The sequence below is a fragment of the Ralstonia nicotianae genome (genome assembly GCF_018243235.1).
Classification (GTDB): domain Bacteria; phylum Pseudomonadota; class Gammaproteobacteria; order Burkholderiales; family Burkholderiaceae; genus Ralstonia; species Ralstonia nicotianae.
Window position 1 is genome coordinate 2,476,406 of the sequence record NZ_CP046674.1, and the last position, 26,629, is coordinate 2,503,034.

Consider the following 26,629-nt stretch of genomic DNA (forward strand, 5'->3'; position numbering starts at 1 on the left):
TCACCAGTCCCGTGCACCAAGCCCCGGAGACCGGCTCGCCATTGTCTTTGAGATGGGTTCGCCACATCAGTTCCACCGATCGTGGCGAACGCGCGAAAATCAGTGGAAGCAGCCCGGTCACCGCCAACATGCCAATCGCATACCAGGCCCAAGACGGCAGCATGCCGCCCCACGCCACAGCGACCCAAAACACCGCGGACAGGACCGCAGCCCCTGTGAGAACACGCGCCACCAGGCATATCCGCCGGTACTGCCGTGAAAACACGAAGCACTGCACGGAACAGGCTGCCGCCGCAGCGGGAAGCGACGGCGCGGCACCAGGCCGCGCCTCAGGTTCCATCACAGGCGTCGGAACACCAGCGTGCCGTTGGTCCCGCCAAAGCCGAAGTTGTTCTTCACGGCCACGTCGATCTTCATGTCACGCGCCGTATTGGCGCAGTAATCGAGATCGCACTCGGGATCCTGGTTGAAAATATTGATGGTCGGCGGCGACACCTGATGGTGGAGCGCCAACACCGAGAACACCGACTCCAGGCCGCCCGCGCCGCCCAGCAGATGGCCGGTCATGGACTTGGTGGAATTCACGACGACCTTGCGGGCGTGCTCGCCGAAAGCCGCCTTGATGGCATCGGATTCATTCTTGTCGCCCAGCGGGGTGGACGTGCCGTGCGCGTTCAGGTACTGCACCTGGTCGGTGTTGATGCCGGCATCGCGCAGCGCATTGAGCATGCAGCGGCGCGGACCATCCATGTTGGGCGCAGTCATGTGATAAGCGTCACCGCTCATGCCGAAGCCCACGAGCTCCGCGTAGATCCTGGCTCCGCGCGCCTTGGCGGACTCGTACTCTTCCAGCACCATCACGCCTGCACCCTCGCCCAGCACGAAGCCGTCGCGATCCTTGTCCCACGGACGGGACGCGGTGGCCGGATCGTCGTTGCGGGTCGACAGCGCGCGCGCTGCTGCGAAGCCGCCGATGCCGAGCGGCGAGACCGTCGACTCGGCGCCACCCGCCAGCATCACGTCGGCATCGCCCGCCTGAATCAGGCGCGCCGCCAACCCGATGCTGTGCAGCCCGGTCGTGCAAGCCGTGACCGCCGCCAGGTTCGGCCCCTTCAGGCCATGCATGATGCTGAGGTGCCCCGAGATCATGTTGATGATCGACCCCGGCACGAAGAACGGCGAAATCCGGCGCGGACCGCGTTCGACGTACGTGGAATGGGTGTCTTCGATCATCGGCAGGCCACCGATGCCGGAGCCGACCAGCACGCCTGCACGCTCGGCGTTGGCCTCGTTCACCTCCAGGCCGCTGTCCTTGAGTGCCTGCACCCCAGCGGCAATGCCGTAATGGATGAAGGTATCCATCTGGCGAGCATCCTTGGCCGAGAGGTACTCCTCGACGTTGAAGCCCTTCACTTCGCCGGCGAAGTGCACGGCCAAGTTAGACGGATCGAATTTGGTGACGGTGGCGATGCCGGACTTGCCAGCGACCAGATTGGCCCACCCTTCGGCGACCGAGTTTCCTACCGGAGAGACCAGCCCCAGGCCGGTAACGACTACGCGACGACGGCTCACTATGCTTTCCTGCGACTCTATATCAGCGACAAAGGCCACAGAAAGCGCGCTGCCCGGCCAAGCCGGAGAGCGCCACTTCTGTGGCCCGCGATGCCAAGAGAAAGACGACGCTTACGCCTTGACGTTGGCGCGAGCGTAATCGATGGCTTGTTGCACCGTGGTGATCTTCTCAGCTTCTTCGTCCGGAATTTCCATACCGAACTCATCTTCCAACGCCATCACCAGCTCAACCGTGTCGAGCGAGTCAGCGCCGAGATCGTTGACGAACGACGATTCGTTCTTGATGTCAGCTTCGGCCACGCCCAGTTGCTCGGCGACGATCTTCTTGACGCGTTGTTCGATGTTGTCCATTTAACCCTCCAGGGAAGTATTCGACAAAAAGTGCGCGCATTCTAGCAGGTTTGCGCGATGAAAAACCGCGCCGACAACCGTGCAAAAAATACGCTCAACGTGATGCTAAAAGCCAGTTAATTCGGCGATCTCACCGCTTCTGCACAAGGCCATGCCTCGCACGGCACATCGATGACATCGCCGCCGGGACGGCTTCCTTATCCCATGTACATGCCGCCGTTGACGTGCAGCGTCGCGCCCGTGATGTAGCCCGCCGCCGGCGACGCCAGAAAGGCAACCGCATTGGCAATGTCTTCCGGCATGCCCAGGCGGCCGAGCGGAATCTGCGCCTTCAGCGCGGTATGCTGCTCGTCCGACAGCACCTTCGTCATGTCGGTATCGATGAAACCGGGCGCAACGCTGTTGACCGTGATGTTACGGCTGCCGATTTCCTTGGCCATCGCCCGTGCCATGCCTTCCACGCCCGCCTTGGCGGCCGCATAGTTGGCCTGGCCCGGGTTGCCGGCCGAGCCCACCACCGAGGTGATGTTGATGATACGACCGCCACGCGCCTTCATCATCGGACGCAGCACGGCGCGAGACAAGCGGAAAACGGCGCTCAGGTTGGTGTCGATGACGGCCATCCATTCGTCGTCCTTCATGCGCATCGCCAGGTTGTCCTGGGTGATGCCGGCATTGTTCACGAGGATATTCAGGCCGCCGTGTGTCTTGATGGCTTCGTCGATCACGGCTTCGCAGCGCGCCGCATCGTTGACGTTGAGCACCACCCCGGCGCCCTTGACACCCGCTTCGGCAAAGTAGGCGGAAATCGCCTGGGCGCCTGCCTCGGAGGTGGCCGTGCCGACCACGGTGGCCCCCTGGCGCGCCAGCTCCAGGGCGATCGCCCGGCCGATGCCGCGCGATGCGCCGGTGACGAGAGCGACCTGGTTGTTCAATGCTTGGGTCATGCGGATTCCGTTATTTGAGTTGAACCAGCACGGCTTCCAGCGAAGCCGGATCGAAGATCGCATCGCCGACAATGTCGCCGTCGATGCGCTTGGTGAGACCTGCGAGCACCTTGCCCGGCCCGCATTCGACCACGCGGGCGATGCCGTCGGCCTTCATCTTCTGCACGGTCTCGACCCAGCGCACCGGGGAAGCGGCCTGGCGTACCAGCGCATCCTTGATGGCGGCGGGATCGCTCACCAACGCCACATCGACGTTGTTGATGACCGGGATGGCCGGCGCGCCGACCGCCACGCCGGACAGGTATTCCCGCAGACGGTCCGACGCCGGCTTCAGCAGCGAGGAGTGGAACGGCGCGGACACGGGCAGCGGCAGCGCGCGCTTGGCGCCCTTGGCCTTGGCGATCTCGCAAGCCTTTTCGACCGCAGCCTTGGCCCCCGCGATCACCACCTGGGCCGGCGCATTGAAATTGACGGCCTCCACCACGCCGGCGCTCGATGCCTCGGCACAGGCGGCACGCACGTCGTCATCCGACAGGCCGAGAATCGCGGCCATGCCGCCCTCGCCGACCGGCACGGCCTCCTGCATCGCCTTGGCGCGGAAACGCACCAGCGGCACGGCATCCTTGAACGCGATCGCTCCGGCGGCGACCAGTGCAGAATACTCGCCCAGGCTGTGACCGGCCACCACGGCCGGCGTCGGACCGCCGGCAGCCTGCCAGGCGCGGTACACCGCCACGGCGGCGGTCAGCATGACCGGCTGCGTATTGGTGGTCAGGTTCAGCTCATCGGCCGGGCCTTCAGCGATCAGCTTGCCGATATCCTGGCCCAGTGCATCGGAGGCCTCCGCCAGCGTGGCGGCGACGACAGGATGATCGGCAAACGCATTGAGCATGCCGACCGATTGCGAACCCTGGCCGGGAAAAACGAAAGCGAATGTCATGGCGCGTTTGGTTGTCTTTTCTCGAAATTCGGTCAGAAGCGCAGCAACGCGGCACCCCAGGTGAAGCCGCCGCCCACGCCCTCGAGCAGCACATGGTGGCCCTTCTGGATACGCCCGTCGCGTACGGCGGCGTCCAGCGCCAGCGGAATCGACGCGGCCGACGTGTTGCCGTGCTCATCGACCGTCACCACCATGCGCTCGCTGGGCAGACCGAGCTTCTTGGCGGTGCCCTGCATGATGCGGATGTTGGCCTGGTGCGGGATCAGCCAGTCGATCTGCGAGGACTCGACCTCCGCCAGCGCCAGCGCTTCGCGCGCCACCTTGTCGAGCACGTTGACGGCCAGCTTGAAGACCGCCTGCCCGTCCATGTACAGGAAGGCACTGCCCTTGATCGCGCCGCCGGCCACGTTGCCGGGCACGCAGAGGATATCCGCATGGCTGCCATCGGCATGCAAGGCGGTCGACAGAATGCCGGGCTCGTCGGATGCCTGCAATACCACCGCGCCGGCGCCGTCGCCGAACAGCACGCACGTGGTGCGGTCATTGAAATCGAGAATGCGCGAGAAGACTTCCGCGCCGATCACCAGCGCGTTGCGGTAACCGCCGGCGCGGATGAACTTGTCGGCGGTCGCCAGCCCGTAGACGAAGCCCGAGCACACGGCCTGCAGATCGAACGCCGCGCAGTGGTTGGACAGGCCCAGCTTCTGCTGCACCAGGCAGGCGGCGCTGGGGAAGACGAAGTCCGGCGTGGACGTCGCCACCAGAATCAGGTCGATCTCGGCGCGATCGATGCCGGCGGCTTCGATGGCGCGCTCGGCGGCCTTCACGGCCAGGTCGCTGCACGTGACATCAGGCTCGGCGTAATGGCGCGCGCGGATGCCGCTGCGCGTGACGATCCATTCGTCGCTCGTCTCGATGCCTTGCTCGGCCAGCTGGGCGGCCAGCTCGTGATTGGTGACCCGCTTGGGCGGCAGATAGCTGCCCGTGCCGATGATCCTTGCGTAACGTGTCATGTGTGATGTGGGAATCGTGTGACCCGGTACGACGCCCTTATGCGGCGTCGGCGGCCGGAGCGGAGGTGGAAAGCGGCACCGCGGCGCCCGCCGGGTCATGATGGGATTCGAATGCCTGCGCGATGCGGGCAATCACACCATTGGCCGCGGCATCGTAGGCGCGCTTGATCGCCCACTCGAACGCATAGGCATCGGCCGAGCCGTGGCTCTTGATGACGAGCCCGCGCAGGCCGAGCAGCGCCGCGCCGTTGTAGCGGCGGTGGTCGACCCGGCGCTTGAAGCGCGTCAGCACGGGCAGCGCCACTATCGCCAGCAGCTTGGTGAACCACGAGCGACTGAACTCGTCGCGCAGCATCGCGCCGATCATCTTGGCCAGGCCCTCGGTGCTCTTGAGCGCCACGTTGCCGACAAAGCCATCGCAGACGACGATGTCGGTCGTGCCCTTGAAGATATCGTTGCCTTCGACATTGCCGAAGAAGTTGAGATCGGACGCGCGCAGCAGTTCGCCCGCCTGCTTGACGACCTCGTTGCCCTTGATGACCTCTTCGCCGATATTGAGCAGACCGACCGTGGGACGCGGCTTGTGTTCGACAACCGACACCATGGCGGACGCCATCTGCGCGAATTGCAGCAGGTGCGCGGGCTCGCAGTCGGCATTGGCGCCGAGGTCGAGCACGGTGGTGCCTGCGCCCTTCTCATTGGGAATGGCGGTGGCGATGGCCGGACGATCAATGCCGTCCAGCGTCTTCAGGACATAGCGCGACACGGCCATCAGGGCGCCGGTGTTGCCGGCAGACACGCATGCCTGCGCGGCGCCGTCCTTGACCTGCTTGATGGCCACGCGCATCGAAGAGTCCTTCTTCTTGCGCAGCGCGACCTCAACCGGATCGTCCATCGACACCACCTCGGAGGCGGCGACGACGTGAATGCGGGAGTGCGCCGTGGCGTGAAGTCGCTTGAGCTCCGCCGCGATGACATCGGGCTGCCCGACAAGCAGCATTTCGACGTCTTCGTGTGCGGCGAGAAATTGGATCGCTGCTGGGATCGTCACGGCAACGCCGTGATCGCCACCCATGCAGTCGATGGCAAGCTTGATGGTCATGCGAGTCTGATGTGCGGTTTCACGTGCTTCAGGCCAATGGCGCGCGCGCCCATGCTACACAACTCGGTGCACAGTGCGGTACGCGATTCGCCGGACCCCGATCAACAAAAAAGCGGCAAATTGGCTTGCCGCTTTTTTGCTTGCATCATGAACCGGTGCGTTCAGACCAACCCAACACGCTTGCCAGAAGACTGGCAAACCGCATCAGTCGTTCTTGGTCTTGACGACCTTACGGCCGCGATAGTAGCCGTTCGGGCTCACGTGGTGACGCAGGTGGACTTCACCCGTGGTCGCCTCGACAGCGATCGGGGCCGAGGTGAGGAAGTCGTGCGAACGATGCATGCCGCGCTTGGACGGCGACTTCTTGTTTTGTTGAACAGCCATGATGACTCCTAAGCAATTTGATCAATTTTATCACATCACACGGAGCCGGAGCGTAGCCATTCCGGTAGGCGTGTGAAACGTACCGCCATCGGCACGCGCAAAGCTTGCGCATGCCTAATGTTTTGTCTTCAGGTTTGCCAGCACCGCGAACGGCGACGGCTTCTTCTCGGCTTCCGCCGCTTCCGGCTCCACCGCGTCCGGACAGGTTTCGTGACGCGGCGACACCGGCAACGCCAGCAGCAGCTCGTCTTCGATCTGCGAGATCAGGTCGAAGTCGCGCGAACCGACGATGACATCCGCCTCGTCGTCGTCCAGCGGGGCCGCATCGGCCTCCGACTCCGAACGAACGACTTCCAGGCGCGTGCGCACCGACAGCGGCTGCTCATAGGCATGCAGGCAACGCTGGCATTGCAGCCACACGGCGCCACCCACCTCCAGATCGACGAAGAGACGCTGACGAGGCGACTGACCCGCGGCGACCGCTTCGTCGCGCATGACACCCTGCATCCGCCAGCGGAAGAGGTTGCCCGCATCGGTAGACACATCGGCAGCCTGCTCAGCCAGCAGGCGCGGCATCTCGGCCAAGCCGAGACTACCGCTCACCTGCTCGCCGCCGCGGATGAACGCGAAAAGATCGAATGCACGAAAATTCACAGATCGAACCCGCTGAACGCCTCGCTGCCGCGCAAAAACCCTGGTGCACGCCGCTTCGCCAGACCTTCCCCGCATCTTGCGCGCGGGCGCCCGGTTTGCGACACTGCGCGGCCAAACCGCGAAACGCGGGATTATAACGGGCAAAAACCTCTGGCGTCAAAAGGTTTTCGCACAAAATCCACTGCATCTTCAAGCACTTATGACCCACGCCATGCGTCCGCCGCTGATTCTCGCGTCCAGTTCGCCTTACCGCCGGGAGTTGCTCGAACGGCTGCGCCTGCCGTTCGAGATCGTGGTGCCGGCGGTCGACGAGACGCCCGCGCCCGGCGAATCGCCCGACCAGACCGCGCTGCGCCTGGCCCGGCAGAAGGCGGAGAAGGTCGCCGCGGCGCATGCGGGCGCCCTGGTGATCGGCTCAGACCAGGTCGCCACGCTGGACGGCAAGCAGGTCGGCAAGCCGGGCGACCATGCACGCGCGCTGGCGCAGCTGCACTGGATGCGCGGACGCACCGTCACATTCCATTCCGCGCTGTGCCTCTACGACGGACGCACCGGCCAGCACCAGAGCGAGGACGTCAGGACGCTGGCCACGTTCCGGAGCCTCTCCGACGAGGAGCTTGATGCCTACCTGCACCTGGAGCACCCCTATGACGTTGCGGGCAGCGCGAAGTCCGAGGGACTGGGCATTGCACTGCTGGAACGCGTGGAATCGCCAGATCCGACCGCGCTGGTCGGGTTGCCGCTGATCGCGCTGACCACCATGCTGCGCAACGTGCACTACCCCCTGTTCGCGTAAGCCATGGCCGGCACGCTCTACCTGATCCCCAACACGCTCGGCCTGCGCGACGCCGACGATCCGCTGCCGGAGGTGATTCCCGCCGGCGTCCAACAGATCACCGCGCGGCTCGACTACTTTGTCGCCGAGCACGCCAAGACGGCGCGCGCCCTGCTGAAGAAGCTGGCCGAAACCGCGCCGCTGACGCACGCACTGCAGGACATCACGATCCGTGAGCTCAACGTCAAGACGCCGGAATCGGAGCTGGAAGCCCTGTTGGCACCAGTGGTCGGCGGGCGCGATGGCGGACTGATGTCGGAGGCCGGCGTGCCCGCGGTGGCCGATCCCGGGGCGAACCTGGTGCGGCTGGCGCATCGACACGGCGTGCGCGTGAGACCGCTGGTGGGACCGAGCTCGATCCTGCTGGCGGTGATGGCTTCCGGCCTGAACGGCCAGAGCTTCGCGTTCAACGGCTATCTGCCCGTCGATGCGGGCGAACGTGTGCGCAAGCTGCGCGCGCTGGAGCAGGCGTCGCGCGCGGCGGGGCAGACCCAGGTGTTCATCGAGACGCCCTACCGCAACGGCGCACTGCTGGAGGCGATCCAGGCAGCTTGCTCGCCGGGCACGCTGCTTTCGGTGGCGGTGGACCTGACGCTGCCCAGCGAGCAGGTGGTGACCCTGCCGGTGGGCGATTGGCGCCCGGATCGGCTGGCCCTGCACAAGCGGCCGACCATCTTCTCGCTGCTGGCGCGCTGAGGCGCCGCGCCGCCCCTACTGCTGCATCAGGAGCTTGAGCTGGCCGGTCGCGGCCAGCGCCTTGATGGCCCCTGCGCCCATGGCCGTGCCGAACTTGCGTGCCACGCGCTCGGCGAAGTTCTCCTTGACCGTGTAGTCGACCAAGTCCGGCGCCTTGATGATGTTGCGGGCGACAAAATCGGTGCCGCCGATACCGTCCGCCAAGCCCAGATCGACCGCCTTGGCACCGGTCCAGAACAGGCCGGAGAACAGCTGCGGATCGTCCTTCAGGCGGCTGCCGCGCCCCTGCTTGACCACATCGATGAACTGCTGGTGCACCTCGTCGAGCATCGCCTGAGCGAATTGCCGCTGCTGCGGGGCCACCGGCGAGAACGGGTCGAGCATGCCCTTGTTGGTGCCGGCCGTCAGCAGGCGCCGCTCCACACCCAGCTTGTCCATCAGGCCGGTGAAGCCGAAGCCGTCCATCAGCACGCCGATCGAGCCGACGATGCTGGCCTTGTCGACATAGATCTTGTCGGCAGCGGCGGCCACGTAGTAGCCGCCCGAGGCGCACATCTCCTCGACCACCACATACAGCGGAATGTTCTTGTACTTGGCGCGCAGGCGGCGGATGTCGTCGTTGATCATGCCGGCCTGCACCGGCGAGCCGCCCGGCGAGTTGATCTTGAGGATCACCCCGGCGGTGTTGTCGTCGGCGAACGCGGCTTCCAGCGAGGCGTTGATGTTGTCGGCGCTGGCGTTGGTGTTGGCGGCGATCTCGCCATCGAGCGTCACCAGCGCGGTATGGCGGCCGGAGCTGACGGTCTCGCCCTCGAAGCTGGCGAACAGATACAGCAGCCCGCCGATGATGCCCAGCGTCACGAAGCGGAAAAAGATGCGCCAGCGGCGGGCGGCGCGCTGCTCGCGGATCGCCGCCAGGAGGACGCGCTCGAGTACGTCGCGCTCCCAGCCGGCGGGGGCGCCCGATGCGCGCGGCGCGCCGCTCTCGCCATGTCGGAAGCGGCCGAACAGACCGGGCCTGGACGCCGGCTTGCCGGCAGCGGCATCGCGCAGCTCGGCCTCCAGCGGATGGTCCGCCTGGTGCGTGAACTCCAGTTCATCGGGCTTGCCGGCGCCTTCTTCCGGCGATTTCGGCGGGGTCGGATCGGTCATGGACTAGGACAATGCAGTCGAAGAGAGTCGTTGTCAGGCCGCCGGCGGTACCGGGGCGGGGTCGGGCGCGGCGGGCAGGCGGCACAGCGCGTCGGGCCGCCACCAGACGTCGCCATCGCGCTCGGCGACGTCGAGCTTGGTCAGATGCGCACCCCGGCACGGTCCCCCGACGCAGCGGCCGGTATCGGGCTCGTAGATCGCGCCGTGCGTCGCGCACATCAGGTACAGGCCCGAGCTTTCAAAGAACTGGCCTTCCTGCCAGTCCATTTCCATCGGGACATGGGCGCACTGGTTCAGATAACCGTGGACACCGCCTGCGTAGCGCACCACGAATGCCCCCATCGGGCGCCCGCGCACCTCAACAGGAAAGCGCACGCCGAGGCCGCCGTCCAGCAGATCGGCGCCGGCACAGATGCGCACGGGCTCGGTCGGCACGGCGGAATCAGGCATGGTCGGCCAGCCAGCGATGCAGTTCGGTGACCGATCCGGCGCAGAACAGCGGGTCCAGCGCGTGCAGCACATCGGCCGGATGCGCGCCGTAGGAGACCGCCACCCCGGCGGCCCCGGCGTTGGCGGCCATCTGCAGATCGTGCGTGGTGTCGCCGACCATCACGGTGCGCTCCACGTCCATGCCCAGCTCGCGGGTCAGCTCCAGCAGCATGGCCGGATGGGGCTTGGAGAAGGTCTCGTCGGCACAGCGCGTATCGTCGAACACGCCGATCAGGCCGGTCGTCTCGAGTGCCCGCTGCAGACCGACGCGCGATTTGCCGGTCGCCACGGCCAGCAGGTAGTGCTGCTTGCGCAGCGCCTCCAGCATCTCTCGCACGCCCGGGAACAGCACCAGTTGCGCGTCCCGGTTGAGATAGTGGAAGCGATAGCGCTCGGCCAGCCGGCCGTAGTCGGCCGGATCGAGCGTCGGCACCGCGTACTCGAGCGCATCGCGCAGGCCCAGGCCGATCACGTGGCGGGCATGCGCATCGTCCGGCACCGGCAGGCCGAGATCGCGGCACGCCAGCTGGATCGACCGGGTGATAGCCGGCGTCGAATCCATCAGGGTGCCGTCCCAGTCGAAGACGATCAGGTCAAAGCGCTGCTGCGGCATCGGAATCGGGATCGGGATCCTGCGGGGAGAACGCGTTGAGGAACGCGGCACACTCGGCCGGCAGCGGTGCCTTGAAGGTCACGATTTCACCACTCTGCGGATGGGTCAGCCGCAGCGTGTGCGCATGCAGGAACATGCGGGCCAGCCGTGGCGACGCATTCGCGCGCGACAGCGCCTTGTTGAGCGCGAAATCGCCGTATTTGTCGTCGCCGAGAATCGGGAAGCCGGCGTGCGCGAGGTGCACGCGGATCTGGTGCGTGCGGCCGGTCTTCAGCTCGGCCTCCAGCAGCGTGTAGGGGCCGAACACCCCCACCCTGTTGAACACCGTGTGCGACGGCTGCCCGTCGGCCTGCACGCGCACGCGCCGCTCGCCTTCCGGCGTGCTGTATTTGAACAGCGGGGCCTTGATGTGCTGGCGCTGATGCGGCCAGACGCCCTTGACGGCGGCAAAGTAACGCTTGTCCAGCTGGCCTTCTCGGATCTGCTCGTGCAGCGCAACCAGCGCCGAGCGCTTCTTGGCCAGCAGCAGCACGCCGGAGGTCTCGCGATCCAGCCGGTGCACCAGTTCGAGGAATTTCGCTTCCGGACGCGACCGGCGCAGTTGCTCGATGACACCGAACGCCACGCCGGAACCACCATGCACGGCCACGCCGGCCGGCTTGTCGATCACCAGCAGGTGCGTATCTTCGTGGAGAATCGTGAATTCGGCGGCCGGCACGGCACGCGCTGCCTCGGCCTGCCCGGGCGATTGCTGGGCGATGCGCAGCGGCGGGATGCGCACCAGATCGCCGAGGTTCAGACGGTATTCCGCGTCGATGCGGCCCTTGTTCACGCGCACCTCGCCGGAGCGCAGGATGCGGTAAATGTGGCTCTTGGGCACGCCCTTGGCCAAGCGCATCAGAAAGTTGTCGATCCGCTGCCCTTGCGCGTCTTCGCCGATTTCAACGTAGGCGACCGATTTGCCGTCGAGTGCCTCGCGCACCGCCGCTTGAATGCGGCCATCAAATGGATGGCGTAACTCATTCATTTTCAATATAATTTTCTCGCTGGACAGTTGTCTATGCGCCAGCAAGAGCCGGTCGGGACGAAACAACAGGTATTGTACACAGCCACCGTTTCCGTCCGGAACATGCCGATCCTCCGCCCAAGTGTGTTACAAAGCTAAACACGTGGCCGGTCCTGATCGGTACGGAAAAAGCAGCACGCACCGTTGTCCCATCGCGCAGGACGTGAACCAAAGATCACGTCGGCAACATCGGCCAGCGAGGAACGAGCAGCTGGTAGAACAGAATTCAAGGCGGGCGCCAATGGACATCCATACGGCGCCCGCTTGGTGAAAGAAGCCCTTGCCGCACCAAAGTTGGTGCCGGCCGGCTGACCATCCGGTTACCGCGTTGCCATGGCGGTCCGGCGGCAAAACTCTAACAAGCAGCATGCCGCCCGATCACCCCGCCGCGGGTTCCGCCCGGACAGGCCGTCCGTCAATCCGCTCTTTGTGGTCGCTTCACGCGACTCGCCGCCGCTGGCCCGACCGCACAACGCGAAGGCCCGGCGCGAGTGACAGGACGCCAATCGCATACGCGAGCCTCGCCCTGCCCCGTGACGTCCTCATTTCTTTCGCCCGCGCCCCGTCGCGCCGTTTTTTGTCGGCCGACACCCCGGCAATTCGTTGACCACCCGCTCCGCCTGCGCGTGCTCCATGCAGCGCCGTGTACGCACGGCATTGGAGTGAGGTAACAATGAAACGCATGTTGTTCAATGCGACGCAGCAAGAAGAATTGCGCGTCGCCATTGTCGATGGCCAGAAACTGATCGACATCGACATCGAGACCGCCGGGCGCGAACAGCGCAAAGGCAACATCTACAAGGGTGTCATCACCCGCATCGAACCGTCGCTGGAAGCCTGCTTCGTCAATTACGGCGAAGAGCGGCACGGTTTCCTCCCCTTCAAGGAAGTCGCCCGCGCCTACTTCAAGAACGGCGTGGATGTGCGCACCGCCCGCATCCAGGACGCGCTGGCCGAAGGCCAGGAACTGATCGTCCAGGTGGAAAAAGAAGAGCGTGGCAACAAGGGCGCGGCCCTGACCACCTTCATCTCGCTGGCCGGCCGCTATCTCGTGCTGATGCCGAACAACCCGCGCGGCGGCGGCGTGTCGCGCCGGATCGAAGGCGAAGACCGTCAGGAACTGCGCGAAACCATGGCGCAGCTGCAGGTTCCGGAAGGCATGAGCATCATTGCCCGCACCGCCGGCATCGGCCGCTCGGCCGAAGAGCTGCAGTGGGACCTGAACTACCTGATGCAGCTGTGGAAGGCGGTCGACGGCGCCGCGGTCGAGAACAAGGCGCCGCTGCTGATCTATCTCGAATCGAGCCTGGTGATCCGCGCCATCCGCGACTACTTCCAGCCGGACATCGGTGAGATCCTGATCGATACCGACGATATCTATGATCAGGCCCGCGCCTTCATGAGCGTGGTGATGCCCGACAACATGAATCGGGTGAAGAAGTACCGCGACGACGTTCCGCTGTTCTCGCGCTTCCAGATCGAACACCAGATCGAATCGGCGTATTCGCGCATGGTGATGCTGCCGTCCGGCGGCGCCATCGTGATCGACCATACCGAAGCGCTGGTCGCCGTCGACGTGAACTCGGCGCGTGCCACCAAGGGCGCCGACATCGAGGAAACCGCGCTGCGTACCAACCTCGAAGCAGCCGATGAGATTGCCCGCCAGCTGCGCCTGCGCGACCTGGGCGGCCTGATCGTGATCGACTTCATCGACATGGAGTCGAGCAAGGCCCAGAAGGACGTGGAGACCCGCCTGAAGGACGCGCTGCGCCATGACCGCGCCCGCGTGCAGATGGGCAAAATCAGCCGCTTCGGCCTGATGGAGCTGTCGCGCCAGCGCCTGCGTCCGTCGCTGTCCGAAGGCTCGCACGTTACCTGCCCGCGCTGCAACGGCACGGGCCATATCCGCGATACCGAATCGTCCGCCCTGCAGGTGCTGCGCATCATCCAGGAAGAGGCGATGAAGGAAAACACGGCCGCGATCCACTGCCAGGTGCCGGTGGAAGTGGCTGCGTTCCTGCTCAACGAGAAGCGCCCGGACATCAACCTGATCGAGACGCGCTTCAAGGTCAATGTGCTGCTGATCCCGAACAAGCACCTGGAAACGCCGCACTACAAGCTCGAGCGCCTGCGTCACGACGATCCGCGCCTGGACGACAACAAGGCCAGCTACAAGATGGCCGAGGAAGCCGCCAAGGAACTGGAGGCCGACACCGCCTACAGCACCCGCAAGGAAGCGGCCAAACCGCGCCAGGAAGCGGCGGTCAAGGGCATCACGCCGGAACAGCCGGCGCCGGTGTCGGTGCCGCGTTCCGAGCGGCCGGCCCGCGCCGAGGCGACTCCGGCCGCCTCGCAGGCCCCGGCCCCGGTGCCCGCACAGGGCGGGTTCGTGTCGTGGCTGAAGTCGCTGTTTGGCGGCAAGCCGGCCGAGCCGGTGGTCGCCGCGCCCGTCGAGACGCCCAAGCGCGCTGAAGACGGCAACCGCCGCGACCGCGGCAACCGCCAGGACCGCGGCGGCCGCACCGGCCAGCGCGGGGAGCGTGGTGAACGCCAGGGCCAGCAACAAGCCGGCCGCGACGGCCAGCGTCAGGGCCAAGGCCGCGACGGCGGCCGCAACGAAGCCCGCGAGGGCCAGGCCCAGCGTGAAGGTCAACGCGAAGGCCAGCGCGGCGGCCGCGACCGCAACCGTCAGCCGGCAGAAACCGCCGAGCGCGAAACGGTCGAGGCACGTCAGCCGCAGCAGGGCCAGGAAGCACGCGAAGGCCAGGGCCGCCGCGAACGCAGCCAGGAACGCCGCGAGCGCGCACCGCGCGAAGGCCGCGAGGGCCGTGAACCGCGTGAGGGCCGTGAACCGCGCGAAAGCCGCGACAACCGTGAAGGCCGCGAGCGCGACACGCAGCAGGCCAAGGAAGGTGCCAGCGCCGCAGCCGCAACTGCGGTGGAAGGCCTGATCGATCCGACCGCAGCCGCCCAGGTCCCGCAAACGCTGCTGGACACCACCGTGCCTGCCGAAGCAATCACTGCCGAGGTTGCAGCACCGGACGCGGAAGGCAGCGGTGAAGGCGAAGAGCGCCGTCGCCGCGGCCGCCGTGGCCGCAATCGCTATCGCCGTGACCGTGAGGGCGCGGAAGGCGTGCGCACCGAAGGCGAGGGCGAAAGTGAGGGCGAGGGCGAGACCGCAGCCGGCGAGCCGGCAGTGGAGACCCCGCCCGCGGTGGAAGCCGCACAGCCTGCAGCCCCGGTGCAGCACGAAACCGTGGCAGCGCCGGTGCAGCCGGTGGAAACGCCGGCACCGGTCGAAACCGCTGCGCCGGTCGTGCAGGAACCGGTGCAGGCCGCCGAGGCTGTGACGCCTGCCCCGACGCTGCCGGCCGCGCAGCCGGCCGAGCCGGTCGCTGCGGTGGTGGCAGCAACGCCCCCGGCGGAAACGGCCGCGGACACCATCGTGACGGCCCTTGCCGAAGTGCCGGCACCGGTGGCCAGCACGGTGGCCAAGGCTCCGGCGCTGCCGATCGGCACGCTGCAGGCCGTGGTGGCCGATGCCGGCATGACGTGGGTCCACACCGACGAGCAGAAGCTGCAGGCAGCGAAGGAAGACGCCGCCCGCACCGTCACGCCGCCGCGCGTGCCGCGCGAGCGCAAGCCGCTGCCGCCGATCCAGCAGGGGCCGATGGTCCTGGTCGAAACCAGCCGTCCGACGGACGGCGCCGACCAGTAATCAGCCAGCGGGACCCCGGCGGCCCAGCCGCCGACGCATTGCCTGAGGGCGGCTTCGGCCGCCCTTTTTTCTGTGCGCTGCACACCATGCCGGGTTGGCGACCCCCGCGCAAAACGAGGGGGTGCGCTACACTCGGAGTTGTCTACGCGCGTGGCCGCCGCATCAGCCGGCCCACTGCGCTGCATCACGTCATGACCGAAACCGTCATCCCCCTTTACGACCTGCGCGACGGCCAGCACCATCGCGCCACGGTGCCTGCCGTACCGGACACGCTCGTGCCCGCGCAAGGCTGGCTGGCCGATACGTACGGTCGCCGCCTGCACGACCTGCGCATCTCCGTCACCGACCGCTGCAACTTCCGCTGCATCTACTGCATGCCGAAGGACGTATTCGACAAGGACTACCGCTTCCTGCAGCACAGCGAACTCCTGTCGTTCGAGGAAATCGAGCGAATGGTCCGCCTGTTCATCGAGCACGGTGTCGAAAAGATCCGCCTGACCGGCGGCGAGCCGCTGCTGCGCAAGGACATCGAGCGACTCGTCGAGATGCTCGCGCGCCTGAACACCCGCGACGGCAAGCCGCTGGACCTGACCCTGACGACCAACGGCGCCCTGCTCGCCCGCAAGGCCCAGGCGCTCAAGGACGCCGGCCTGACGCGGGTGACGGTGAGCCTGGATGCCATCGACGATGCGACTTTCCGACGCATGAACGATGTCGACTTTGCCGTCGCCGAAGTGCTGCACGGCATCGAAGTCGCGCAGCGCGTCGGGCTGGCGCCGCTGAAGATCAACATGGTGGTCAAGAAAGGCGACAACGACGACCAGATCGTTCCGCTGGCGCGGCACTTCCGGAACAGCGGCATCATCCTGCGCTTCATCGAATACATGGACGTGGGCGTGACCAACCACTGGGAGATGGCCTCGGTGGTGCCGTCGGCCGAAGTCATCCGGCGGCTGTCGGCAGCGTTCGCGCTGGAACCGCTGTCGGCCAACTACGCAGGCGAGACGGCCGAGCGCTGGCGCTATGCGGACGGCGCGGGCGAGATCGGCGTGATCTCCAGCGTCACCCAGGCGTTCTGCCACGACTGCACACGTGCGCGGCTGTCGACGGAAGGCAAGCTCTACCTGTGCCTGTTCGCCACCCAGGGCTTCGACCTGCGCGCCCTGCTGCGCGGCGGGGCGTCCGACCTGGAGGTGTCCAACGCCATCCGCACCGTCTGGCAGGCCCGCACGGACCGCTATTCCGAACTGCGCGCGAGCGGCACCGCCCCGCCGACCGGCCGGCGCATCGAAATGTCCTATATCGGCGGCTGAACGTTGCCGGCATCCCTCCACATGATTCCGACTTCCGACATCACCGGCCTGATCCTGGCCGGCGGCCGGGGCAGCCGCATGGGCGGCGTCGACAAGGGCCTGCAGGTGTTCAACGGCGCACCGATGGCGATGCATGCGCTGATGCGCCTGTCGCCGCAGGTCGGCCACGTGCTGATCAATGCCAACCGCAATCTGGCCGCCTACGAGTCGTTCGGCGTGCCGGTGGTGGTGGATGCCGTGCCCGACTTTGCCGGGCCGCTGGCCGGCATCCTGGCGGGACTCGAGCAATGCCAGACACCCTACCTGCTGACCGCGCCGTGCGACTCGCCTTTCGTGCCAACCGACCTGGCCGCAAGGCTCTCGACGGCGCTGGCCGAAGCCGGGGCGCGCATTGCGATGCCGGTCACGCTGGAGCCGGATGAGAACGGCCGGCCGCGTCGCCAAGTGCAGCCGGTGTTCTGCCTGATCGATGCCGCCCTCGCCGACGACCTGATCACCTACCTGCAGCAGGGCGGCCGCAAGATCGATGCGTGGACCGCGCGCCACCCGAGCGTCGAGGTCGTCTTCGACGATGCCGCCGCCTTTGCCAACATCAACACGCTGGCCGAGTTGCGCCAGCTCGCCGAACGGCGCTAGCACCGCTGGCGCCGCCGCCCTCCCATGACCACCCTAGCCTCTGTCGTCTCCTGTCTGTCCGACTATGATCCGAACGCGCTGCCCGTGGCGCAGGCTCAAGCCATCATGCGCGACTTCGTGCAGCCGGTGACGGGCGTGGCCCGCGTGCCGATCCGCAGCGCGCTGGACCGCGTGCTGGCCGAAGACGTGCTGTCCTCGATTGACGTGCCGGCGCACGACAACTCCGCGATGGACGGCTTCGCCTTTGCCGGCGCGGAGCTGTCGCGCGACGGCGGCAGCGGTGACGACCTCGCGCTGCGCGTGATCGGCACCGCCTACGCGGGCACCGCCTTCGACGGCGCGCCCGGCCCGGGCGAAGCCCTGCGCGTGATGACCGGCGCCGTGATGCCGGCCGGCTGCGACACGGTCATCCCGCAGGAATTCACGCAGGGCGATGCCGCCACGGTGCGCTTTGCCCGCGATGCCGTCCGCGCCGGCGACAACCGCCGCCTGCGCGGCGAAGACCTCGCCAAGGGCAGCGCGGCGCTCACCGCCGGCCGCGTCCTGCGCCCGGCCGACATCGGCCTGCTGGCCTCGCTCGGCGTCGCCGAGGTGCCGGTGCGCCGGCGGCTGCGCGTGGCCTTCTTCTCGACCGGGGACGAACTGCGCTCCATCGGCGAGCCGCTGGACGCCGGCTGCGTGTACGACTCGAACCGCTACACGCTGCACGGCATGCTGTCGCACCTGGGCGTGGAGCTGATCGACATGGGCGTGGTGCGCGACGACCCCGGCGCGATGGAAGCGACGTTCCGCAGCGCGGCCGAAAACGCGGATGCGATCATCACGTCCGGCGGGGTCTCGGTCGGGGAAGCGGATTTCACCAAGCAGATGATGGCGCAGCTGGGCGACGTGACCTTCTGGAAAATCGCCATGCGCCCGGGGCGGCCGATGGCCTTCGGCCGAATCGCCTCGAACGGCCGCAGCGCTGTCCTGTTCGGCCTGCCCGGCAATCCGGTGGCGGTGATGGTGACGTTCTACCACTTCGTGCGCGGCGCGCTGCTGCGCATGATGGGCGCGGCCGAGACCGGCGCGCCGCTGGTGCCGGCCACCAGCGCGGCGCCGATCCGCAAGCGGCCCGGCCGCACCGAATACCAGCGCGGCATTGCTGCACTCAACGGCAGCGGGCAACTGGAGGTGCGCCTGACCGGCCAGCAGGGCTCCGGCGTGCTGCGCTCGATGAGCGAGGCCAACTGCTTTGTCGTGCTCGCCCACGAGCAAGGGCCGGTCAACGCGGGCGACACCGTCCAACTGCTGCTGTTCGACGGGCTGATCTGAGCGACCGCCCGAACCCGGCCGCGCCGGCATGCGGATACCCGCCAACCCAGCGCTGGCGGGCGTCCACGCGATCCTTACGCTACCTGCAGCGGCGCCGGCTGTCGGTTTTTTGCGTCACCCCCGGGGCGCGGGTATCGGCGGGTCGGTCGATTCGCTACACTTTGCGCCAATTTGATTGCTCTCAATTTGCTTGACGCCATGATGACCAAGGAGATTGCCTACCTTCACCCTGCCCACACCGCGCGTGCACTGGTGCTGGTGTATCTGTGCTTCTCGCTGCCGGTCGTGGCGCTGTTCTTCTTCGTGGGATTCGTCCGCTACGGCGAACTGCCGACGATCGTGGTCCTGAGCGGCCTGATCCTCAACGCGCTGGTCGGCTTCGGCGCGCTCTGGCTGGCATGCCGCGCCTACAACTGGGTGGCCGCGCGTTTCGGCGGCATCGAGATCGTCCTGCGCGACGTTCCGGACGAAATCTGAAAACGGCAGCAGCGCGATCCACGCATCGAAAAAAGGGGCGGAAATTTCCGCCCCTTTCGTTTTGGTTCAATCCGCCTCGGCTGCGTCGTCCTGCAACGGCGCCGTCTCCAGCCCCAGCAGCGTCTGCGCGGAATCGCTCGGCAGGGCTTCCACCGCCTTGAGCTTGCGGTTCATCTGGCGCGTGCGGACTTCGGCCTGCTCGATGTTGCTGACCGCGCGCTCCAGCGTCTTCTTGGTCGCGGCCAGCACGTCGCCGAACTTGCCGAACTCGCTCTTGACCGCGCCCAGCACCTGCCAGACCTCGCTGGAGCGCTTCTCCAGCGCCAGCGTGCGGAAGCCCATCTGCAGGCTGTTGAGGATGGCCGTCAGCGTGGTCGGCCCGGCCACCGTCACGCGGAACTTGCGCTGCAGCTCGTCGGTCAGGCCGGGGCGGCGCAGCACCTCGGCATAGAGACCCTCGGTCGGCAGGAACAGGATGGCGAAGTCGGTGGTGGCCGGCGGCGCAATGTACTTCTCGTGAATGGTCTGCGCTTCCTTGCGCACGGCCGCCTCCAGCTCGCGGCTGGCCACGGCGGCGCCCTCCGCGTCCGCGCGCTCCTGCGCATCGAGCAGACGCTCGTACTGTTCCTTGGGGAACTTGGCATCGATCGGCAGCCAGACAGTCGCCTCGCGGTCCGCATCGGTCTTGCCGGGCAGGCGGATGGCGAACTCGACCCGCGCGCCGGTGCCGCGCACGGTTTCGACGTTCTTGTCGTACTGCTCGGGTGTCAGCATCTGCTCCAGCAGCATCTCGAGCTGGACTTCGCCCCAGGTGCCGCGCGTCTTCACGTTGGTCAGCACCTTCTTCAGGTCGCCGACGCCCTGCGCCAGCGCCTGCATTTCGCCCAGGCCGCGATGCACCTGCTCCAGCCGGTCGGACACCAGCTTGAACGACTCGCCCAGGCGCTGCTCCAGCGTGGCATGCAGCTTCTCGTCGACGGTGCGCCGCATCTCGTCGAGCTTGGTCGCGTTGTTGGCCTCGATGTCCTTGAGCTTCTGCTCCAGCGTGGCGCGCACTTCGGCCAGCCGCCGCTCGTTGCCGTCGGCCAGCTGCGCCAGTTGCTGCTGCATGGTCTCGCCGAAGCGGCGCAGCGCGCCGGCCTGTTCTTCGCGGGCCTGCAGGGCCTGCTGCTGCAGGTTCTGGCGCACGGCCTCCAGTTGCTGCGTATTCGACTCGGTCAGCTTGGTCAGCTGCTGGGCGAAGGTGTCGATCTGGTTGTTCTGCACCGTGGCGACGCTGGTCAGTTGCGTGGCCAGCACCTGCTGGAACTGCCCGAGCTGCTGCGAGACGTCGCTGCGGCCGATGCGCGCGGTCTCGCCGATCGCGCCGCGCAGCTCGCGCTCGATGCGCTCGTTGCCGCGCGCCAGCTCATCGCGCAGCGCCGCCAGCATCGGCGCCATATCGCTGTCGGCCGGGCGCGATACGCTGCGCCAGATCAACACACACAGCACGGCCACCACGGCCACGCCCAGCAACGTCAGTAATACCATCCAGTCCATAGGTTTCCGATCAGGCGGAGGCGCGCCGTACCGACAGCGCCTCCGGGTTCAACAAATTGGGCGGCTGCCCGGCGCGCGGACCGAAGCCCAGCGCGGCAATCAGGTTGTCGGCGGCCAGGTTGGCCATGCCGAGCCGCGTGCCGTGCGTGGCGCTGGCGATATGCGGCGTCAGTGCGACAGGCTCGGCCTCCAGCAGAGCCGGATGCACCGCCGGCTCCCCCTCGTACACGTCCAGCCCGGCCGCGAAGAGGCGTTTTTCGGCCAGCGCCCGCGCCAGCGCCGCGTCGTCGACGATGCCGCCGCGCGCGAGGTTGACCAGCGTGGCGGTCGGCTTCATGCGCGCCAGTTCCGCCGCGCCGATGGCGTGATGGCTCTCACTGGAATACGGCAGCACCAGCACGAGGTGGTCGGCCTGGGCCAGCAGTTCGTCCTTGCCGACGTAGGTGGCGCGGGTGTCCCGCTCGATCTCGGGCGACAGCCGGCTGCGGTTGTGATAGATCACGCGCATCGAAAAGCCGCTCGCGCGCCGCGCCAGCGCCTGGCCGATGCGCCCCATGCCGAGGATGCCCAGCGTGCTGCCATGGACCTCGGCACCGAGAAACATGTCGTACGTCCAGCGCTTCCAGTGGCCCGCGCGCAGCCAGCGCTCCGATTCCGGCACGCGCCGCGCGGCCGCCATCAGCAGTGCCCAGCCGAAATCGGCGGTGGTCTCGGTCAGGATGTCCGGCGTGTTGGTGGCGAGAATGCCCGCGCGGGTCATCGCCGGCAGGTCCAGGTTGTTGTAGCCGACCGCCATGTTGGCGACCGCGCGCAGGGTCGGCACGCGGGCGATCAGGTCGGCGTTGATGGCATCGGCGGCGTTGGCGAGCAGGCCCACGCGGCCCTGCAGGCGCTCGGCCAATGCCTCGGGCGGATGGACCGCATCCGCCTGGTTGTCGGCCACGTCGAAGGTCTCGCGCAGCCGCGCCAGCACTTCGGGAAAGATCGCGCGGGTGACAAGGATTCCGGGTTTCATACGCAGCAATACCGTGCGGTTATCGGAAGAAAGCGAAGGTCATCAGGACGAAGATCGGGACCAGGATGACGCCTGACCACAGCATGTAGCCGAAGAAGCTGGGCATCTGCAGCCCACGGCTCTCGGCGACGGCCTTGACCATCAGGTTGGGCGCATTGCCGATATAGGTGCCGGCCCCCATGAACACCGCGCCGGCCGAGATCGCGGCCAGCGTGGACGCGCCTTCGGCCATCAGCATCCGCGCGTCGCCGCCGGCGGTGTTGAAGAACACCAGGTAGGTCGGCGCATTGTCGAGGAACGATGACAGCAGTCCGGTCGCCCAAAAGTACATGGCGTTGTCGGGCTGGCCGGCGCCGTCGTTGACCAGCCGCACGACGGCGGCGAACGGCCCGTCCACGCCGGCCTTGAGCATGGCGATGACCGGGCCGATGGTGATGAAGATGCCGGCAAACAGCTTGGCGACCTCCAGGATCGGCGCCCAGTTGAACGCGTTGCCCGCGCGCGCCGTGGCCGGCGTCAGCCGCAGCGAGGCGAAGGCCAGCGCCACCAGGCCGACATCGCGCGCCACGCTCTGCAACAGCACCTCGGTCCCCATCACGTGGAAAACGATGCCGGGTTTCCACAGCCCGCTCATCAGCACCAGGCCCAGGATACCGGCCAGCAGCACGAAGTTGACCATGCCCTCGAAGCGCAGGGGGCCGGCGTCGTCGGGCGAGGCGTCGGTGAGGTTGGGCAGCGCTTCCCGGCCGATGCGGTAGTAGTAGCTGTCGATCGCAAAGAACACCGCCAGCAGCAGGCCCCACATCATCAGCGTCTCGCGCCACAGGTTGGCGGCGGTCCAGAAGAAGTCCACGCCCTGCAGGAAGCCGAGGAACAGCGGCGGATCGCCCAGCGGCGTCAGCGCGCCGCCGGCATTGGCAACCAGGAAGATGAAGAACACCACCACGTGCGCGCGATGCCGGCGCGCCTCGTTGGCGCGCAGCAGCGGACGGATCAGCAGCATGGCCGCCCCGGTCGTCCCCATGATGCTGGCCAGGCCGGTGCCCAGCGCGATCAGGCCGGTGTTGAGCCGGGGCGTGGCATGCAGGTTGCCGCGCACGCAGATGCCGCCGGCCACGACGTACAGTGCCGCGATCAACACGATGAACGGAATGTATTCGCCGAGCGCCGCGTGCACGACGCAGGCCACGGCCGCCTCCACGCCGAACACGATGCCGAACGGCACCAGCAGGATCAGCGCCCAGAGCGCCGCCACCTTGCCGTAGTGCGCATGCCAAAGCCTGGGCGCGAGCAGCGGTGCCACCGCGATCGACAGCAGGATGCCCGCGAACGGCACGCCCCAGCCCAGCGACAGCTCGGCACCGTTGATATCGGCGGCCCGCGCCAGATGACAGAACAGCAGGAAAGCGAGGGGCCAGAGGCGTTTCACGAAAGCGTTCTCCGAAAGCAGCGCCATCCGGCGCGCCGGATGGACAAAGACGCCAGTGTAGCCGCCCAGGCAGCGGTTCTTGCCGCTCAGGCCTGCGTCACGACGATCACGTGAACGCGGTATGGCCCGTGCGCGCCGAGCACGATGGTCTGCTCGATATCGCCGGTGCGCGACGGCCCGCTGATGACGTTGGTGGCGCGCGGCAGCTCGCCCCGCTCCGCGCGCACCAGCGCGTAGGCCGCTTCCAGATCGGAGACGATGCGCGACTGCGGCACCACCGCGATGTGCGTCTCGGGCAACAGCGCGGTGGAGGCCACCTGCTCCGGACCGGACAACAGCATCAGCGAACCCGTCTCCGCGATCGCGCAGAAGCAGCCGGTGATGCCGACCAGATCGCCGTGGTCCTGGTCGGCCTGCGGATCGCGCACGGGCGGACGGCATTCGACCGCGATGCCGGCGCCCGTCCAGTCGAGCGCCTGCAGTGCGCTCCAGGCCACCGCGCGCGACCCCAGCCCCAGGCCGGACAGATAGCGCGCCGCGGCGGCCGGCACCTCCGCCAGGGTGGCCACGGTATCGAGCGTCGAGGCCATCTTCCGCGCCTGCTCGGCGAAATGCGCGGCGAGGTTGCCGGAGACCGGCGGGCGCGGCCCCGCCGGATGGCGCGCCAGATAATCGGCCACCGCGTCGTGCTCGCCCTGCGTCGGCTGCTCGGGCCGGCGCTGCGCGTTGCGGATGCGCGCGAAGATGGCATCGCGTGCGTGGCGCGTGTCGAGCGGGTCGGCGGGAACGGGCTCGGGTGTGTCGGCGCGTGGGTCCATGTCCGGGCGGCTTGCGTGGAATCGGTCGATTATACGAGCCGGCCGCGCGGGTATCGCGCGCCCGGCTGCTGAAAGGTATTCGACACCCGCATGAGCCTCATTGCACGCCGAACACCTGCTTCAGGTAGGCCAGGTAGGCCGGGTCGTCGCACATGGTCTTCTCGGGCGCGTCAGACAGCTTGGCGACCGGCTGGCCGTTGCAGCGGACCATCTTGATGACGATCTGCAGCGGCGTGTAGCCGAGGTCGTTGGTCAGGTTGGTGCCGACGCCGAAGGCCAGCTTGCAGCGGCCGCGGAAGCGCTCGTACAGGCGCACCACCTTGGGCATGTCCAGGCTGTCGGAGAAGATCAGCGCCTTGGATTGCGGGTCGACGCGCATGCCCTCGTAGTGCTTGAGCATGCGCTCGCCCCACTCGAACGGATCACCGGAATCGTGCCGCACGCCATCGAAGAGCTTGCAGAAAAACATGTCGAAGTCGCGCAGGAAGGCGTCGAAGCCGTAGGTGTCGGACAACGCGATGCCCAGGTCGCCACGGTATTCCCGGGCCCAGGTCTCCAGCGCGAAGACCTGTGAATCGCGCAGGCGCGGGCCCAGCGACTGGCACGCCTGCAGGTACTCGTGCGCCATGGTGCCCAGCGGCGTCATGTTGTGCTTCATGGCGAAGTGGACGTTGCTGGTGCCGGCGTACTGGCTGCCAAGCTGGCTGCGCGCCTCCATCAGCACGTGCTCGTGCCAGGTGTGGGAGAAGCGGCGGCGCGTGCCGTAGTCGGCGATGCGGCAGTCCTCCAGGCCCGGGCGCGTGAGCGAGGCGAGCTTCTCGGTCAGGCGGCGCTTGCCCTCGTCCCACTGCGGGTGGGCCTGGGTGCGGCTGAAGTACACCTCGTTGACGATGGCCAGCACCGGCACCTCGAACATGATGGTGTGCAGCCACGGCCCGCTGATGACGATGTCGATCTGGCCGTCGTTGGAGGCCGCCGGGCGGATATCGATGTACTTCTCGCTGAGATGGAACAGGTCGAGAAAATCGACGAAATCGCTCTTGATGAAGCGCAGCCCGCGCAGGTAGTCCAGTTCCGCCTCGGTGAAGCGCAGCGAGCACAGGTGGCGGATCTCCGCGCGGATCGCCTCGATGTACGGCACCAGGTCGACGCCCGGGTTGCGGCACTTGAAGCGGTATTCGACGTGCGCACCGGGAAAGTGATGCAACACCACCTGCATCATGGTGAACTTGTACAGATCGGTGTCGAGCAGCGAGCGGATGATCATCGGGACGGCCGGAAGCGGGGCGCCTGCGCGCGGGATGGTCGTCATGCTAACCGAAGCCTCGCGGGCCGTCGGGACCACTTCCGTCAATCTCTGTGAAAACACCGGCCTCGACCGCCCTGCTGGCCGGAAAAGGCCTTGATTCCGCTATAATTTCCGGTTTCCGACCGGATTTTGCATCATGGAAGCAGAACGCCTGAACGCCATCCAGAACACGTTGGCCGACCTGAAGACGCGCGCCGACGACCTTCGGAGGTATCTTTGACTACGACGTCAAATCTGAACGTCTGACCGAAGTCGACAAAGAGCTCGAAAACCCCGAGGTCTGGAACGACCCGAAACGTGCGCAGGAACTGGGCCGCGAGAAGAAATCGCTCGAAGGCGTGGTCTTTGCGCTGACCAAGCTCGACGAAGACCTCACCGGCGGCGCCGAGCTGTTCGAACTGGCTCGCGAAGAGGGCGATGACGACACCATCGAGGCCGTCGAGGCCGATACCGCAGGCATGCGCGCCATTGTCGAAGACATGGAATTCCGCCGCATGTTCTCCGGCCCGATGGACGCCGCCAACTGCTTCATCGACATCCAGGCCGGCGCCGGCGGCACCGAGGCGTGCGACTGGGCCTCGATGCTGCTGCGCCAATACCTGAAGTACTGCGAACGCAAGGGCTTCAAGACCGAGGTGCTGGAAGAGTCCGAAGGCGATGTCGCCGGCATCAAGAGCGCCTCGCTCAAGGTCGAGGGCGAATACGCCTTTGGCTTCCTGCGGACCGAAACCGGCGTGCACCGCCTGGTGCGCAAGTCGCCGTTCGACTCGGCGGGCGGGCGCCATACGTCGTTCTCGTCGATCTTCGTGTATCCGGAAGTGGACGACTCGATCGAGATCGAGGTCAACCCGGCGGATCTGCGCGTCGACACGTACCGCGCGTCCGGCGCGGGCGGCCAGCACATCAACAAGACCGACTCGGCCGTGCGGATCACGCACATCCCGACCGGCATCGTCGTGCAGTGCCAGAACGACCGCTCGCAGCACCGCAACCGCGCCGAAGCCATGACGATGCTGAAGTCGCGCCTGTACGAGCATGAGCTGCGCAAGCGCCAGGCCGAGGCCGACAAGCTGGAGGCCTCCAAGACCGACGTGGGCTGGGGCCACCAGATCCGTTCCTACGTGCTGGACCAGAGCCGCATCAAGGATCTGCGCACCAACGTGGAAATCTCCAACACCCAGAAAGTGCTGGACGGCGACCTCGATGCCTTCATCGAAGCCAGCCTGAAGCAAGGCGTCTGATCCGGG

At 66.9% G+C, this 26,629-nt stretch carries 25 protein-coding genes; 8 read left to right on the forward strand and 17 right to left on the reverse strand.

Translation table 11 applies throughout. The features are described 5' to 3' along the window. Nucleotides 1-339: 339 nt before the first annotated feature. The 8 genes from fabF to GO999_RS11265 form a co-directional block, all read right to left on the reverse strand. Complete coding sequence (fabF, locus tag GO999_RS11230) at nt 340-1,572, reverse strand: beta-ketoacyl-ACP synthase II (RefSeq protein WP_011001005.1); 1,233 nt, start codon at nt 1,570-1,572, stop codon at nt 340-342. 111 nt (nt 1,573-1,683) lie between these two features. After that, a complete protein-coding gene (gene acpP / locus GO999_RS11235) occupies nt 1,684-1,923 on the reverse strand; it encodes an acyl carrier protein (RefSeq protein ID WP_003268817.1) in 240 nt (79 codons plus the stop codon). A gap of 197 nt (nt 1,924-2,120) precedes the next feature. Then, nucleotides 2,121-2,870: a 3-oxoacyl-ACP reductase FabG gene (gene fabG, locus GO999_RS11240; protein ID WP_011001004.1), complete on the reverse strand. Its 750-nt coding sequence runs from the start codon at nt 2,868-2,870 to the stop codon at nt 2,121-2,123. Nucleotides 2,871-2,880: 10 nt separating this feature from the next. After that, nucleotides 2,881-3,810, reverse strand: coding sequence for an ACP S-malonyltransferase (gene fabD / locus GO999_RS11245; protein WP_011001003.1), 930 nt, complete (start codon nt 3,808-3,810; stop codon nt 2,881-2,883). 32 nt (nt 3,811-3,842) lie between these two features. After that, nucleotides 3,843-4,823 carry a beta-ketoacyl-ACP synthase III gene (locus GO999_RS11250; RefSeq protein WP_016723252.1) on the reverse strand — a complete coding sequence of 327 codons (981 nt, stop codon included), beginning with the start codon at nt 4,821-4,823 and terminating at the stop codon, nt 3,843-3,845. 37 nt (nt 4,824-4,860) lie between these two features. Beyond that, nucleotides 4,861-5,925 carry a phosphate acyltransferase PlsX gene (plsX, locus tag GO999_RS11255; RefSeq protein ID WP_111374760.1) on the reverse strand — a complete coding sequence of 355 codons (1,065 nt, stop codon included), beginning with the start codon at nt 5,923-5,925 and terminating at the stop codon, nt 4,861-4,863. A gap of 204 nt (nt 5,926-6,129) precedes the next feature. Beyond that, nucleotides 6,130-6,309: a 50S ribosomal protein L32 gene (rpmF, locus tag GO999_RS11260; RefSeq protein WP_011001000.1), complete on the reverse strand. Its 180-nt coding sequence runs from the start codon at nt 6,307-6,309 to the stop codon at nt 6,130-6,132. 114 nt (nt 6,310-6,423) lie between these two features. After that, the gene (locus GO999_RS11265; RefSeq protein WP_016723254.1) at nt 6,424-6,963 is read right to left on the reverse strand and encodes a YceD family protein; all 540 of its coding nucleotides are present in this window, start codon (nt 6,961-6,963) and stop codon (nt 6,424-6,426) included. A gap of 199 nt (nt 6,964-7,162) precedes the next feature. On the opposite strand from GO999_RS11265, the gene GO999_RS11270 reads away from it, so the two are divergent. Together GO999_RS11270 and GO999_RS11275 are read left to right on the forward strand one after the other, a co-directional pair. Next, nucleotides 7,163-7,759, forward strand: a complete 597-nt coding sequence (locus GO999_RS11270; protein WP_211906230.1) for a Maf-like protein — start codon at nt 7,163-7,165, stop codon at nt 7,757-7,759. Between the two features lie 3 nt (nt 7,760-7,762). Further along, on the forward strand, nt 7,763-8,494 hold the full coding sequence (locus GO999_RS11275; protein WP_211906231.1) for an SAM-dependent methyltransferase: 732 nt from the start codon (nt 7,763-7,765) through the stop codon (nt 8,492-8,494). A 15-nt stretch (nt 8,495-8,509) separates the two neighbouring features. Here GO999_RS11275 and GO999_RS11280 read toward each other — a convergent pair whose 3' ends face one another. The 4 genes from GO999_RS11280 to GO999_RS11295 are packed head-to-tail and all read right to left on the reverse strand — an operon-like array spanning nt 8,510 to nt 11,775. Continuing rightward, nucleotides 8,510-9,646 carry a S49 family peptidase gene (locus GO999_RS11280; protein WP_028860386.1) on the reverse strand — a complete coding sequence of 379 codons (1,137 nt, stop codon included), beginning with the start codon at nt 9,644-9,646 and terminating at the stop codon, nt 8,510-8,512. 33 nt (nt 9,647-9,679) lie between these two features. Beyond that, on the reverse strand, nt 9,680-10,096 hold the full coding sequence (locus tag GO999_RS11285; RefSeq protein ID WP_011000995.1) for a Rieske (2Fe-2S) protein: 417 nt from the start codon (nt 10,094-10,096) through the stop codon (nt 9,680-9,682). Next, nucleotides 10,089-10,748 (reverse strand): HAD-IIIA family hydrolase, encoded by a 660-nt coding sequence (locus GO999_RS11290; protein WP_016723259.1) that lies wholly within the window; start codon nt 10,746-10,748, stop codon nt 10,089-10,091. Before GO999_RS11290 ends, GO999_RS11285 begins: the two co-directional genes overlap by 8 nt. After that, nucleotides 10,729-11,775 (reverse strand): RluA family pseudouridine synthase, encoded by a 1,047-nt coding sequence (locus GO999_RS11295; protein ID WP_028852860.1) that lies wholly within the window; start codon nt 11,773-11,775, stop codon nt 10,729-10,731. The genes GO999_RS11290 and GO999_RS11295 overlap by 20 nt, the downstream gene beginning before the upstream one ends. Nucleotides 11,776-12,487: 712 nt before the next feature. On the opposite strand from GO999_RS11295, the gene GO999_RS11300 reads away from it, so the two are divergent. The 5 genes from GO999_RS11300 (at nt 12,488) to GO999_RS11320 (ending at nt 19,272) form a co-directional block, all read left to right on the forward strand. Then, complete coding sequence (locus tag GO999_RS11300) at nt 12,488-15,532, forward strand: Rne/Rng family ribonuclease (RefSeq protein WP_019717862.1); 3,045 nt, start codon at nt 12,488-12,490, stop codon at nt 15,530-15,532. Between the two features lie 191 nt (nt 15,533-15,723). Further along, nucleotides 15,724-16,845, forward strand: coding sequence for a GTP 3',8-cyclase MoaA (gene moaA, locus GO999_RS11305; RefSeq protein ID WP_011000991.1), 1,122 nt, complete (start codon nt 15,724-15,726; stop codon nt 16,843-16,845). 21 nt (nt 16,846-16,866) lie between these two features. Next, the gene (gene mobA / locus GO999_RS11310) at nt 16,867-17,481 is read left to right on the forward strand and encodes a molybdenum cofactor guanylyltransferase MobA (RefSeq protein ID WP_016723262.1); all 615 of its coding nucleotides are present in this window, start codon (nt 16,867-16,869) and stop codon (nt 17,479-17,481) included. 24 nt (nt 17,482-17,505) lie between these two features. Next, entirely contained in the window at nt 17,506-18,795 is a 1,290-nt protein-coding gene (gene moeA / locus GO999_RS11315) for a molybdopterin molybdotransferase MoeA (RefSeq protein WP_118872322.1), read from the forward strand. A 198-nt stretch (nt 18,796-18,993) separates the two neighbouring features. Beyond that, on the forward strand, nt 18,994-19,272 hold the full coding sequence (locus GO999_RS11320; protein ID WP_016723265.1) for a hypothetical protein: 279 nt from the start codon (nt 18,994-18,996) through the stop codon (nt 19,270-19,272). 66 nt (nt 19,273-19,338) lie between these two features. Here GO999_RS11320 and GO999_RS11325 read toward each other — a convergent pair whose 3' ends face one another. The 5 genes from GO999_RS11325 to pncB all read right to left on the reverse strand — a co-directional run bounded on the left by GO999_RS11325 (nt 19,339) and on the right by pncB (nt 25,340). Beyond that, nucleotides 19,339-20,811 (reverse strand): DNA recombination protein RmuC, encoded by a 1,473-nt coding sequence (locus GO999_RS11325; protein WP_016723266.1) that lies wholly within the window; start codon nt 20,809-20,811, stop codon nt 19,339-19,341. 10 nt (nt 20,812-20,821) lie between these two features. Then, entirely contained in the window at nt 20,822-21,826 is a 1,005-nt protein-coding gene (locus GO999_RS11330) for a 2-hydroxyacid dehydrogenase (RefSeq protein ID WP_028852856.1), read from the reverse strand. A gap of 19 nt (nt 21,827-21,845) precedes the next feature. Then, nucleotides 21,846-23,282, reverse strand: coding sequence for a sodium:proton antiporter (locus GO999_RS11335; RefSeq protein ID WP_016723268.1), 1,437 nt, complete (start codon nt 23,280-23,282; stop codon nt 21,846-21,848). Between the two features lie 59 nt (nt 23,283-23,341). Further along, nucleotides 23,342-24,073, reverse strand: coding sequence for a LutC/YkgG family protein (locus tag GO999_RS11340; protein WP_028852854.1), 732 nt, complete (start codon nt 24,071-24,073; stop codon nt 23,342-23,344). Between the two features lie 97 nt (nt 24,074-24,170). Continuing rightward, nucleotides 24,171-25,340 (reverse strand): nicotinate phosphoribosyltransferase, encoded by a 1,170-nt coding sequence (pncB, locus tag GO999_RS11345; protein ID WP_020831557.1) that lies wholly within the window; start codon nt 25,338-25,340, stop codon nt 24,171-24,173. 178 nt (nt 25,341-25,518) lie between these two features. Between pncB and prfB the strand changes: the two genes are divergently transcribed. After that, nucleotides 25,519-26,623, forward strand: a protein-coding gene (gene prfB / locus GO999_RS11350) for a peptide chain release factor 2 (RefSeq protein WP_096761511.1) whose coding sequence is annotated in 2 segments (ribosomal slippage) — nt 25,519-25,599 and nt 25,601-26,623 — 1,104 coding nt in all. Because the reading frame shifts where the segments join, the coding sequence is not laid out codon by codon here. Nucleotides 26,624-26,629: the final 6 nt, after the last annotated feature.